The following is a 12,789-nucleotide window of genomic DNA, read 5'->3' as shown; positions in this document are numbered from 1 at the left end:
TAATTTAATTGGCAGCTTCGTAACTTTTTGGGATACTAAAAGGATATTCGAGCGGCTTATCAAATTCTGCCTGTGTGTAGCGCAGATTAAGTTGTATCTTTTTATCGCCCGCGGTTGAAGAAATATCTACCTGCGAAGGAATAACCCTGTTACTGGCCTGTATAAAAACATTATTGGCAACCTGTAATGATTTGCCCCCAAACTGGTTAGACAGGTTTGTTTGTGTAACCTTCATATCCGGGCCCAACAAAAGTTTATATATCAGGTCCTGCAAATTGCCGCTGAGCGCGGTATTATTTCCCTGGGTTTCAAAGTTGGTATTAGGATTCAGTAATTCGGGGATGGCATTACCTATCAATAATGCCTGCAGTGTTTTAAAATTAATTTGCCTACTTGCGTAGGTATACACATAACTAAATGGCTTTTTAAGGTAAACGCTTTGCAGGCGGTTTACCACTATAATGCTATCGGGTGTTATTTGAGCGCGGGCAATTTCTATTCCAATTATGGCGGTTACCGAGATCCAGATTTTTTGATCGCGCGCAACGCGGATGTTTAGCGTAACATCATTACTGTTGCCGTTGATATCCAGCTTGGTTTTTGCTTTGCCAGAGAAGGTATTAAAAGTAACCTGCTTTGATCTGATAGCATCCAACCTGGCGCGGATACTGTTTTCTTTAATAGCTGCAGAATCTACAGCGGTGGTGGGGCGATTAACAACAACCAATTTTTTAGACTTACAGGCTACTAAAGCCAAAAGGCAAAAAACGATTGCTATTTTATTCAAAATATTTCTTTTCATTTATCTTACGTTCTAAAACCGGCGATTTGCCTCCCTGTGCTTTTGCCTTTGTCCAATTTTGCACGGCAGCATCGGTATCCCCTAAAAAAAATAGGATATCGCCGTAGTGTTCTGTTTTTACAGGGCTGTTCCCTTTATCATGTAAGAGCGATTTTTCGATCCATAGTTTAGCCTCGGTGTATTTTTTTTGCTTAAACAAGATCCAGGCGTAGGTATCTTCAAACGATGCGTTGTTGGCTTGCAAGTCGTTACTATGCTTAGACATTTGCGCCGCCTTGTCTAATTGCTCATTCCTTAACGACAAATAGTAGGCATAATTGTTCAGCGTAAAAGCATTATCCGGATTTATAGCAAGGGCCTTTTCATAAGATCCGTCAGAATTTTTGATATCACCAATTGAATGGTAGCAATCGCCAAGGGCCGAGTAGCCTTGTGTTAACAGGTCTTTATCCTGTGTTTCTAACGATACCGCGTTTTTTAAATAACTTATGGCTTTTTTACAATCGTTTTTTTGCTGCCATGCCACCCCTACCATATAGTTCATCCATGATTGGTTGGGGAAAAACGACAAAGAGGTTTCACCGTCTTTAATAGCGGCATCCACATCGTTTTCGCTCAGATCTATCCTTACCAGTTGCTCCCAAACATTATAAGCCTGCTCATCTAGACTGATAGCTTTTTTATAAGCGATTTTAGCCTCTGCCGCTTTTTCGCTTTGCAGCAGCATATCGCCGTATATGGCAAACGCCTTGCTATTGGCCGGGTGTGCAACAGTTAGTATACGGCTAAGTTCCAGCGCGCTTGCCCTGGCATTTGGCTCGGGGAATTGTGGTACATAGCCTAAAATTATTCTTAGTTTCTGGTCTATATCTACGTTTGGGTTGGCAAAGGCTATTTCCAGCTCGTCGTAGCTGGCTTCGGTGTTCTTTCGTTCGCGGTAAATATCGGCAAGGGCCAAATGTACTATTCCATTTTGCGGGTCGATATTTTTTGCTTTCTGGAGCACCTCCAATGCCTTATCATTTAAATTATTGGAGTTGTAGATCTCGGCCTGCATCATGTAATACTTTACCTGCGTTGGATTGGCTGTTATCAGCTCATCTAAAGCAGCTATCGCCTTTTTAACATCGCCTTGCCTGATATAAATTTTCTGACGGTTTATCAGCAAGTCCTCGCTTGGGCCGGACAGTTCCTCTACTTTATCATACAATTTTAAAGCTTCGTTATACCGTTTTTGAATAGCTAAGGCATTGGCTTTATCAAAGTAGTAGTCTGCTTTGCTTGGGTTAAGGCGAATAAGTTCGTTAAAAACGTTCTCCAATTTGCTAAGGTCATTGCTTTTTTCGTAGCTGCCCGCAAGCGCTATCCAATACCATTCGTTATTAGGGTTTACGGTTACCGCACGCTCCAGTAATGATTGTACAACAGGGTTATTATTTCGTGCCTTTTCCAGGCCGGCCAGTTCAAACATACTGGCATCATTGGTGGGATCGATCTGTAGCACCCGGTTAAAAAGCTCAGAGGCCAGTTTAGTGTTCTCGATGGTTTTTTCGCGCAGGGCCGAAAAGAAAAGCTGTTTTACCATGCCACTATCGGCGGCTGTCATGGGTTTCGCGGCAATTACTATAGCGGCATTATTCTTCCCTGTCTTGTTCTGTGCAAAACCAATGGTTGATATACCTGTAAATAATATTAATACCGCCGCTAATTTCATGTCGATGTTATCCTACCCCTGTATGCCCATAACCGCCGGCACCACGCGTTGTCTCGCCTAATTCTTCAACTTCCTGCCACTGCACCTGTTCGTGTTTGGCTACAACCATTTGGGCTATCCTATCACCGGTATTTACTTCAAAATCTTCGGCAGATAAATTAACCAGTAATACCTTTATCTCCCCGCGATAATCGGCATCAATAGTACCCGGCGAATTCACTATGCCAATGCCATGCTTAAATGCCAACCCGCTTCGCGGGCGGATCTGTGCTTCGTAACCTTCGGGCAATTCAATAAAAAGGCCGGTTGGTATCAGCTTACGTTCGAGCGGTTTTAGGGTTACAGGCGCTTCCAGATCGGCACGCATGTCCATACCCGCGGCATGTAAAGTTTCATAAGCCGGCAAGGTATTTTTTGATCGGTTTATAATTTTTATGTTCATCTGCTAAATATAACTTTTAGTTCTTTTCGCTCGGCATATATTGCCCCTAATCCAAATAAAATTAACAACCCATTGCCAATAAATATATTTCGCTTAAACACGCTGAATGATAAATAAACGAGCGCCCCCGATATAATAATATAAGTAAGGTTCTTTTTTAAATTATAGGGGATAGGATAATTTTTTTGCCCCCATAGGTACGATAAGATCATCATGAGGGCATAAGCCGCAAATGAGATCCATGCCGATGCCATGTAACTATATTTGGGGATAAAGATCCAGTTTAATACAATGGTTAAAATTGCACCTATTCCTGATATGTAAAGGCCATATTTTGTTTGATCGGATAGTTTATACCAGATAGATAGGTTCATGTAAATACCCAGGCTTAGGTACCCAAAAAGCAATGGTGGTACTACACCAATACCAGACCAATAGGCATTCTCTACAATATGGTTATTAACTATAGCGGTGTGTTTGCCAACAATTATATAAGCCAGTATATCCACATTGGCAACCAATGCAACGCATATAATGGAAACCGTAATTACAAAATAGTTCATAATACGGGCATAGGTTTCGCCCGCGTTTTTATTTTTGGCATGACTAAAAAAGAAAGGCTCGGCCCCCAAACGAAACGCCTGAACAAAAATACTCAGGAACAAGGCTATCTTAGCACACATGCCATAGATCCCCACTTCGTGGTCGTTAATGTTTGCGGGCAGCATTTGTTTTAGCATTGCCTTATCAATAGATTCATTTACGATAAATGAAATATTTGCAATAAGTACAGGCCAGCTGTAAACAAACATTTCTTTAAACATAGCCATGCTAAATTTTAATCTTAGCTTTAATATTTCGGGCAGCAATAAAAAAATGGTAGCAATACTGGCAAATGTATTTGATAAAAAAACATAACCCACCCATTTTGGCCTATACCAGCTTGCAAACCATTGGTAACCTGGCAATTCATGCTTTAATATATAAGGTATCGCAAATAAAAAAAACAAGTTTAAGCTTAACACCAAAATAATGTTAAGGAACTTGATCATACCGTACCTCAAAGGTTTTCCATCGGCACGGATCTTAGCAAACGGTATTACGCAAAAAGCATCTGTTATTAATATAAACAGAAAGCATTTTACATAAAAGCTATAATCTGCATGGTCTTTAGCTGCACCTGCCAATAAGAAATTGATAATACTATCCAAAAAAAGCAGAGAGAATACAAGAAAAACGATACAAAGCGCTATAATCGCTCCAAATGCATTATTATAAACCTGTTGTTTATTATTCTCGTGTTTATTAAGGTATCTAAAAAAGGTGGTTTCCATGCCAAATGCCAACACAGCATTTATTACAGATGCGTAACCATACATAGCTGTAAGTACACCATTGCCTGTTACAGGTAATGCACGCGCATACAATGGGGTAAGGATGAAGGCGATAAGCCTGGAAACCATGGTACTTATACCATAAATGGCAGTTTGCCCGGCAAATTTTTTAGCAGTTGACAATTAGGAAAGTATAAGGATTTATAAACTCTTTTTTACAACTTCAAAATTACGATAGTTTTTTAATTCGCCTTCATGGGTTTCTACGCCGGTAACCACAGCATGCTCGGCACCTTCATGACACCATTCCAAAAACATTTCCAGCATCGTGTCGTCAGCTTCGGCGGCTATGAATACATCGCCATTCGGTTCGTTTTTAACAAAGCCACGCACACCCAACTGGTCGGCAACAGCTTTTGCCCCTGCCCTGAAAGATACGCCTTGTACTTTGCCTTTTACCGTTATATCAAGATGTTTCATTTACTGATGAGTAGTTGATGATATTTATTAGTGAATGGTTTATAAAACGCAAACACCTAATATTTATTGGATGCAAAATACGTCAATCCAACTCAATCAACCTAATCAACTATTAAATCAACTTTTTCACTTTTGTATCGGGAGTTAGTTTAAAGCCGTCCACTCCAGTTAATAGATTTAGGCCGGGGGTTTTATCAACCTCAATGGTTCCCTTTTCTTCATCAATGCCCAGGAATTGGGCCCCGTTAATGGTTCCCCATTTTAACAGAGTATCAAAGCTTAGGGTTGGGAAGTTTTGTTGAAGCGTAAGCATTTCGCTTAAAATGCACAGTTTACTATTTGATGCAAGGCTATCGGTACCTAAGGTGATATTAAGCCCCTGGTTCACAAACAGATCTATCTTTGGTAAACGTTTTTCGATGTAAATATTCGCGTTAGGGCAAAAACACCAGTTTATCTTACGGTCGAACCGTTTAATAAAATAGATATCCTTTAAATTGGTACAGGTGTTATGCACCAATAATATTTTTTGCCTGTTTGTTAAAAGCGGAATAATGGATTGCAGGGAATTACGCGCCTGCGGGCGGAAGTAGCCTATATCAACACCCAGGTGTTTATACAGATCAATAAAGCCGCCTAATTTATAGCGATAAAATTTATTCTCGTCCTCGCACTCCTGGTTATGTATACTAAGCAGGTTTGTACCTGTATCGCTATATCTTTTTATGAGTTTAAATAACTCTTTTGAAACCGAATAGGGTGCATGCGCGGTTATCGAGGTTGATTGCGGCTTAAATTCCCCGACAGTTTCCAGCGCTTTGTTAAAAAGCCCTTCGGCACTTTCGGGTAAAAAGCCTAATATCTCAACAAAAGTATGATAGTATAATTTGCTTTTAGCTTTTAATGGCGCGGTAAGGCTATTGTTTGAAATATCGCCCACGGCCACAATTCCATTAACATACATCTCCTGATCTGCCGCTTCGGCTGCTGCTAGTATCTCGCTGGTTTCGGCCGCCCTGAATGATAATATATCTTTTATAAAGTCGATCAATCCACCGCCCGAGGCTATCTTACCCTTCATGTGCGATAGTTCGGTATGGCAATGGGTGTTTATAAATCCGGGAACGATTATGCCGCTTACTTGTTCAATGGGGATGTCTGGAGATGGCTGCGCCTTGTCATCGGTAACGGAAATGATCTTTCCAAGATCATCCACAGTAACAACTCCATTCTTTATCGGATCGGCACAAACGGGAAAAACGTAATCGGCTTTAAAACTTTTCATTAAATATAACTTAGCATCAGCAATGTTTTTTTAAACCCAATCCATCTACTAAAATACAATTAACTTTTAGTTATTGTTTTTAATGTTAGAAAAGAATGACTTAAAAAAAAGAACAGATTTTTTAAATTTAAGTACTTTTGCATTGTGAATAACAAAAAAGATAAAATAGATATCCGCAGCCTAAGCCTTGAAGCCTTACAGCAGCATTTCATCGGTATAGATGAAAAAAGCTTTAGGGCTAAACAAGTTTATGAATGGCTTTGGGAAAAATCATGCATATCTTTTGATGAAATGAGCAATATTTCAAAAGAACTTCGTACTAAACTTGGTGAGAAATTTGTAATTAACAATGTTAAAATAAATACTTCACAGATTAGTGCTGATAAAACTATAAAAAATTCTTTTATATTACATGATACTCACCTAATTGAGGGCGTTTTAATTCCAACAACCGACCGAATGACGGCTTGTGTGTCATCTCAGGTGGGCTGCAGCCTTACCTGTAAGTTTTGCGCCACCGGTTATATGGACCGAAAACGCAACCTTAACCCCGACGAAATTTACGATCAGGTAGTATTAATAGACAAACAAGCACGCGAAAATTACGGCATCCCTTTATCAAACATTGTGTACATGGGCATGGGCGAACCTTTGCTTAATTACGCCAATGTAATGAAGTCGATAGAGCGAATTACCGCCGAGGACGGGCTGAACATGTCGCCGAAACGTATCACGGTATCTACCGCTGGTATAGCCAAAATGATCCGTAAGCTGGGCGATGACCAGGTTAAGTTTAATCTTGCTCTTTCGCTGCACGCCGCTAACGACGAAAAACGCAATACTATAATGCCTATTAACGAGCAAAACTCATTAAAGGCATTAGCAGAAGCATTGAAATATTACTACGCCAAAACCAAAAACGCGGTAACTTACGAGTACATAATTTTTGACGGCGTAAACGATAACATACAGGATGCTATTGAACTGGCCCGTTTTTGTAAACACCTGCCATGTAAGGTTAACATTATTGAATATAACCCCATATCAATGGCCAGCTTTATAAATGCAGGCGAAGATAAGGTAGAAGCCTTTGCCGATTATCTGCGCAGCCAGGGCATTAACACCAACCTGCGCCGCAGCCGTGGTAAAGATATTGATGCCGCCTGTGGGCAATTAGCTATTAACGAGAAAGAAAAAGAAGGCGTTACGGAGTAAGCCTCACCCGGCCCTCTCCTTTGGAGAGGGTGATAAGAAACATATTGGTGATTAACTCACCCCCGCCCCCTCTCTGCTGCGCAAAGAGGGGGTTCTTTTTTATTCCTTTTTTTCACCCTCTTTGCGCAGCAGAGAGGGTCAACAAGCGAAGCGATGTCGGGGTGAGTAAATCGCCAATGGCAAAGTTTAAAAATCCTACAATTTCTACCTACCTTAAACCCATGCAATTGCTCCGCACCTACCTTGCCGATTTTGTTTCGCTTATATTCCCGCAACTTTGCCCGGCATGCCGCGCCAGCCTAATGGCCAACGAGGATATTTTATGTATCGATTGCCTTTATAACCTGCCCTTCACCAATTTTCATCAGCAGCCCGATAATATTGTTGCCCGCCAATTTTGGGGTAAACTAAATATAGAAGCTGCTTATGCCCTGTATTACTTTAATAAGGGCGGCAAGGTGCAAAACATGGTGCACGAGTTTAAATATAACGGCATGCAACGGATCGGCAACTTGCTGGGTACTATTGCCGGTAAACAGTTATTACAAAACCCTGTATTTAATACGGTAGATTATATCATCCCGGTACCCCTGCATAAAAAGCGGTTAAAAACGCGCGGTTATAATCAAAGCGCCTGTTTTGCCGATGGATTGGCCTCCCAATTAAATGCAGTTGTAGAAACAGACAATTTGATACGGACCATTGCAACCAAAACGCAAACGCATAAATCGCGGTTTGCAAGGTTCCAGAATATGCACGAAGTATTCGCAGTAGCCCGGCCCGAAAATTTAGTAAACAAACATGTGCTGCTGGTTGATGATATTATAACTACAGGCTCAACCCTCGAGGCTTGTGGAATAGAATTATTAAAAGTGCCCGGATTGAAATTGAGTATAGCTACGATAGCTTATGCGGAATAGGACCGGGATTAAGCAGATTTTACTGATTAAGGGATTCTGATTTGCTTGCTTGATAGTATGTAGGCGAATAGATGCTTAGACAAGCATGACAGGTAGTGAGACAGGCAACTACTCACCAATCAACTACTCTCTACTCACCAACTACTGTTTCTGATACCTGCTTAGTTTTTCGAACAGGGTGGTTGGGTCAAATGGTTTCAGTATGTAATCATTCATACCGGCGCTTTCTATCTGGCCCATTTGATTACTCAGCATAGATGCGGTTAGTGCGATAATAGGCAATTTTTGAAAATAAGGCTCTGATTTGGAACGGATAACGCCGGTGGCTTCCAACCCGCCCATTAACGGCATATGGATATCCATTAATACAACATCAAAGTTTTTGTGCAGTTCTAATTTATCAATGGCTTCCTGGCCGTTTTCGGCGAAATCGGCAGTAGCGCCCCATTTTTTTAGTACCTTATTAATAAGCAGTCTGTTTATCTGGTTATCATCAACTACGAGTACATTAATATTTAGTCCTGTTTCCACTTTGTTGTTATTATTAACTGTATGGTCAATTAACTTTTTAAAAGTAATTGTAAACCAAAATGTTGAGCCATGCCCCAATACACTATCTACGTTTATACGGGAGTCGTGCAGTTCAATTAAGCGTTTGCTAATTGCCAAACCCAGGCCCGTTCCACCATAATGCCGGGTGGTATCGGCTTCGGCTTGCTTAAAAGATTCAAATATGGTGTTTAATTTGTTCTCTGCAATACCAATTCCGGTATCTGATACGCCAAAACGTATGCGTACGGTATCTTTGGTTTGTTCAATAACTTTTAGATCTATATTTACACCGCCCTGACTGGTAAATTTAACAGAATTACTTACCAAATTCAATGAAATTTGAACCAGCCTTGCCCTATCCCCCATAACAATAGCAGGGATAGCCTCATCAATGCTTTTGGTGAGATAGATGTTTTTCTCGTTCGCCTTATATTTCATAGAGCCTATGATACTCTGTACCATATCCCGAATATCAAGCTGTGCTATTTCCAGCTCTACATTACCGGTCTCTATCTTTGTAAAATCGAGCACATCGTTTATCAAGGTCATTAAATTCTCGGCAGAGAACTTAAGTATACCCAGGTTTTCTTTTTGCGATTCAAGCGGGCTATCATTCAGCAACAGGTGCGACATGCCAATCACCGCGTTCAGCGGTGTGCGTATCTCGTGGCTCATCACCCCCATAAACATATCTTTAGCGCGGCTAAGCTGCAGCGCTTCTTCTTTGGCAGATATCAGTTCCAGTTCGGCTTTCTTTTTAGCGGTAATATCTATAATGGTCTCTATATATTTATCAACCCTGCCGTTATCGCCCATTATTACCGAATTGATCACCGAGATCCACAACGGCTGCCCATCCCTACGATAAATAAGCAGGTCAACCTCAAAAGACTGCTTTTGCTCCGAAAGCTCACGTGCTTTTTGTATGATGGAAACATCTGTTAACTCACCTTTCAGTGAATCGCCCAGGTGTTTGTTTTTAACATCGTTTAGGCTGTACCCTGTTATTTGTTCAAATGCGGAATTTACCCATTCTACTTTGCCTTCGCTATCATTTATCACCACACCGCTGGTAGTTTTACTGGCAACCAGAGATAACATTGTTAACTCTTCTTCGGTTTTTTTGCGCTCGGTAATATCCACCATCACGCCTATCTGGCGCTCAATGCCGCCAACCTCATTAAATAGCGGGCTGTTTGATATAAATACCCAGGCAGTGGAGCCATCCTTTTTGTATATTTTTATTTCGATCTCGTAAGGCTTGTTCTCTTTAACAGCCTGTACCGCCCCCTTAAAAACCTCCATGTCGGTATCTTCACCTACCAGCTTGTCACCAACGCTTTGCCCTTTCAACTCCTCCAGCGTATAGCCAATAATATGCTCCATGGCCTCGTTCATCCAAATGATCCCGCCCTTCATGTCGCGTATCATAATACCACTTGGAGATTTACGCGCGGCAAATGATAGTATTTCCACATCGCTTTCGGCACGTTTACGGGCGGTAATATTGGTTATGATGCGGATGTATTTTTCTAAGTTCCCATTGGCATCGTAGATAATAGTATTGGTCACCAGGATCCATAAAGCCCGGCCATCCTTCCCTACCAAAGATAGTTCAACCTCATAAGGCAACTTTTTTTCTATCGCCTCAATTAATTTTGCCTCCGTCTCGGCATCTTTTGGCTTACCCTGTAAAATCTGGCCTAAAAACTTCCCTTCAACATCCTGCAGGTTATAACCTGTAATATTTTCAAAGGCCTCATTTATCCATACAACCCGGTCATCAGCAGTACTTATAACAACGCCATTTCGTATTTTACTGGCCACTATTGATAGTTGCCGGGTTTCTTCAATAAGTTTTTGCTGATAGGTGGTGTCCCTGCCGCTGGCGTACCATTTGCCGGCTTTATTAATGGCGGTCCAGCTGATGTGTTTTAGCTGGCCATCGCGGGTTACTGCTTTTGTTTCCAGCTCAAATGGTTTTTGCGATTTTAGGGCTGCCTCAATCATGGGGACATACATCTCCCTATTTTTACCGGCAACAAAATCCCATAAGGATTTGCCTATGGCTTCTGAGGGAGTGTAACCTAAAATATTTAAAATCGCATTATTTATGATTTCGATATTAGAATCGGCACCGGCAATAAAATGGATCTCAGATGAGCTATTGAACAGGTTGGAAAACTCTTTATGTACCTCAAGGCTTTTTTCGAGTTCTTTTTTCTGCTTGCGCAGCGTAAGGTGCGACATCACCTCGTCGGCCAGTGTACGCAGGGCATCGCGCTGTTCGTTGGTAAGGGTGCGTGGTATAAGGTCAATTACGCAAAGTGCCCCAAGGCGATAACCGTCGCGGTCAATTAAAGGTGCGCCGGCATAAAAGCGTATGCCATCGGTAGTATCAACTAAAGGGTTGCTTTTAAAATTCTCGGTTAGTAAAGCATCGGGCACCTCAAAAATCTCGTCGCCTTGTATAGTATAATTACAAAACGCGTCGTTGCGGGGTGTTTCGTTTATATCAAGCCCTATTTTTGATTTAAACCACTGCTTATCGTTATCAATTAAGCTAATAAGGGCAATGGGCGCCTGGCATATATAGGATGCCAGGCGGGTTATTGCATCATACTCTTTCTCGGGCAACGTATCAAGTACGTCGTATGAATTTAGCGCTTCTAAACGCTTGTCTTCAATATCAAAAGAGTATGCCTGCTTTATCCCCATTTATTAATATCAGTCTTTATCCTTGTATAATGGAAAATCTTCCATCAACTTGTGTACCCTTTTACGAATTTTCTTGATAGAAGTTTCATTTTCAGGGTCAACTAAAACAGCATCAATCAGCTCAACAATAGTTTCCATGTGCTTCTCTTTTAAGCCCCGGGTGGTAATGGCGGCGGTGCCAACACGTATGCCCGAAGTTACAAAAGGTGATTTATCATCATAAGGCACCATGTTCTTGTTTGCGGTGATATCTGCATTAACCAATGCATTTTCGGCTGCTTTTCCTGTAATGTTCTTATTACGCAGATCAATAAGGATCAAATGGTTATCGGTACCGCCCGAAATAATGTCATATCCCCTATCGGTAAACGCTTTGGCCATAGCCGCGCCGTTCAGTTTTACCTGGGTAATATATTTCATGTAGCTGTCAGATAGTGCTTCGCCAAATGCAATTGCTTTAGCAGCAATAATATGCTCCAGCGGGCCACCCTGTGTACCCGGGAAAACAGCCATATCTAACAAAGCCGACATCATTTTCACTTCGCCTTTTGGTGTTTTTAAGCCCCATGGGTTCGCAAAATCTTTACCCAGCAAAATAAGGCCGCCACGTGGGCCGCGTAGTGTTTTGTGCGTAGTGGTGGTAACAATATGGCAATGCGGAAGCGGATCGGTTAATAAACCACGTGCTATTAAGCCCGCAGGGTGGCTTATATCTGCCAGTACCAAAGCACCTACTTTATCGGCCACTTTACGGATGAACTCGTAATCCCAATCGCGCGAGTATGCCGAAGCACCGCAAATGATCAGTTTTGGTTTTCGCTCTAAAGCAACTTTTTCAAGTTGTTTGTAGTCAATAAGGCCGGTTTCTTTTACAACACCATAAAAGTGCGGCTCGTATAATTTACCGGAAAAATTAACCGGTGAACCATGCGTTAAGTGACCGCCATGAGAGAGATCAAAGCCTAATATTTTATCGCCGGGGTTTAATACGGCAAGCATTACTGCCGCGTTAGCCTGCGCGCCAGAGTGTGGCTGCACGTTAGCCCATTCTGCGTTAAACAATTGTTTGGCACGCTCAATAGCAATGGTTTCAATTTCGTCAACCACCTGGCAGCCGCCATAATAGCGCTTGCCCGGTAAGCCTTCAGCATATTTATTGGTTGCAACAGAACCTGCTGCTTCCATTACCTGCTTACTTACGAAGTTTTCTGATGCAATAAGCTCAATTCCTTCCTCCTGGCGTTGCTGCTCTTCGTCTAACAGCTTGAATATTAATTTGTCTCTTTTCATTGTTGTGTGTAAAACGGCGCTAAATTAGATATTAGAT

The 12,789-nt window shown here is 41.6% G+C and carries 10 protein-coding genes; 2 read left to right on the top strand and 8 right to left on the bottom strand.

Features of this window, described 5'->3' with window-relative positions; all coding sequences use genetic code 11:
- Positions 1 to 4: 4 nt before the first annotated feature.
- The 6 genes from lolB1 to NPE20_RS21360 all read right to left on the bottom strand — a co-directional run bounded on the left by lolB1 (position 5) and on the right by NPE20_RS21360 (position 6,057).
- Entirely contained in the window at positions 5 to 802 is a 798-nt protein-coding gene (gene lolB1, locus NPE20_RS21385) for a lipoprotein insertase outer membrane protein LolB1 (RefSeq protein ID WP_256540743.1), read from the bottom strand.
- Positions 780 to 2,516, bottom strand: coding sequence for a tetratricopeptide repeat protein (locus NPE20_RS21380; RefSeq protein ID WP_256540742.1), 1,737 nt, complete (start codon positions 2,514 to 2,516; stop codon positions 780 to 782). Before NPE20_RS21380 ends, lolB1 begins: the two co-directional genes overlap by 23 nt.
- A 7-nt stretch (positions 2,517 to 2,523) precedes the next feature.
- Complete coding sequence (gene dut, locus NPE20_RS21375; RefSeq protein WP_256540741.1) at positions 2,524 to 2,958, bottom strand: dUTP diphosphatase; 435 nt, start codon at positions 2,956 to 2,958, stop codon at positions 2,524 to 2,526.
- Entirely contained in the window at positions 2,955 to 4,475 is a 1,521-nt protein-coding gene (locus NPE20_RS21370) for an oligosaccharide flippase family protein (RefSeq protein WP_256540740.1), read from the bottom strand. Before NPE20_RS21370 ends, dut begins: the two co-directional genes overlap by 4 nt.
- Before the next feature lie 18 nt (positions 4,476 to 4,493).
- On the bottom strand, positions 4,494 to 4,772 hold the full coding sequence (locus NPE20_RS21365; protein ID WP_256540739.1) for an acylphosphatase: 279 nt from the start codon (positions 4,770 to 4,772) through the stop codon (positions 4,494 to 4,496).
- A 112-nt stretch (positions 4,773 to 4,884) separates the two neighbouring features.
- A complete protein-coding gene (locus NPE20_RS21360; RefSeq protein WP_256540738.1) occupies positions 4,885 to 6,057 on the bottom strand; it encodes an amidohydrolase family protein in 1,173 nt (390 codons plus the stop codon).
- A 144-nt stretch (positions 6,058 to 6,201) separates the two neighbouring features.
- On the opposite strand from NPE20_RS21360, the gene rlmN reads away from it, so the two are divergent.
- Positions 6,202 to 7,272, top strand: a complete 1,071-nt coding sequence (gene rlmN / locus NPE20_RS21355; RefSeq protein WP_256540737.1) for a dual-specificity RNA methyltransferase RlmN — start codon at positions 6,202 to 6,204, stop codon at positions 7,270 to 7,272.
- 176 nt (positions 7,273 to 7,448) lie between these two features.
- Positions 7,449 to 8,192, top strand: coding sequence for a ComF family protein (locus NPE20_RS21350; RefSeq protein WP_256540736.1), 744 nt, complete (start codon positions 7,449 to 7,451; stop codon positions 8,190 to 8,192).
- A 141-nt stretch (positions 8,193 to 8,333) separates the two neighbouring features.
- On the opposite strand, the gene NPE20_RS21345 is transcribed toward NPE20_RS21350, so the two are convergent.
- On the bottom strand, positions 8,334 to 11,462 hold the full coding sequence (locus NPE20_RS21345) for a PAS domain S-box protein (protein WP_256540735.1): 3,129 nt from the start codon (positions 11,460 to 11,462) through the stop codon (positions 8,334 to 8,336).
- Between the two features lie 9 nt (positions 11,463 to 11,471).
- Entirely contained in the window at positions 11,472 to 12,752 is a 1,281-nt protein-coding gene (glyA, locus tag NPE20_RS21340; protein WP_256540734.1) for a serine hydroxymethyltransferase, read from the bottom strand.
- Between the last annotated feature and the right edge of the window lie 37 nt (positions 12,753 to 12,789).

Origin of the sequence: Mucilaginibacter aquariorum (assembly GCF_024498135.1) — a bacterium.
Classification (GTDB): domain Bacteria; phylum Bacteroidota; class Bacteroidia; order Sphingobacteriales; family Sphingobacteriaceae; genus Mucilaginibacter; species Mucilaginibacter aquariorum.
Note: the sequence above shows the minus strand (reverse complement) of the source record. Positions and strands in the feature narration are given on the sequence as shown.

Excerpts from the sequence above, each read along its gene's own strand:
- NPE20_RS21350 (WP_256540736.1), top strand. The coding sequence starts at position 7,449 with ATGGCAAAGTTTAAAAATCCTACAATTTCTACCTACCTTAAACCCATG.
- NPE20_RS21380 (WP_256540742.1), bottom strand. The coding sequence starts at position 2,516 with ATGAAATTAGCGGCGGTATTAATATTATTTACAGGTATATCAACCATT.
- dut (WP_256540741.1), bottom strand. The coding sequence starts at position 2,958 with ATGAACATAAAAATTATAAACCGATCAAAAAATACCTTGCCGGCTTAT.
- NPE20_RS21345 (WP_256540735.1), bottom strand. The coding sequence starts at position 11,462 with ATGGGGATAAAGCAGGCATACTCTTTTGATATTGAAGACAAGCGTTTA.
- NPE20_RS21365 (WP_256540739.1), bottom strand. The coding sequence starts at position 4,772 with ATGAAACATCTTGATATAACGGTAAAAGGCAAAGTACAAGGCGTATCT.
- NPE20_RS21360 (WP_256540738.1), bottom strand. The coding sequence starts at position 6,057 with ATGAAAAGTTTTAAAGCCGATTACGTTTTTCCCGTTTGTGCCGATCCG.
- lolB1 (WP_256540743.1), bottom strand. The coding sequence starts at position 802 with ATGAAAAGAAATATTTTGAATAAAATAGCAATCGTTTTTTGCCTTTTG.
- glyA (WP_256540734.1), bottom strand. The coding sequence starts at position 12,752 with ATGAAAAGAGACAAATTAATATTCAAGCTGTTAGACGAAGAGCAGCAA.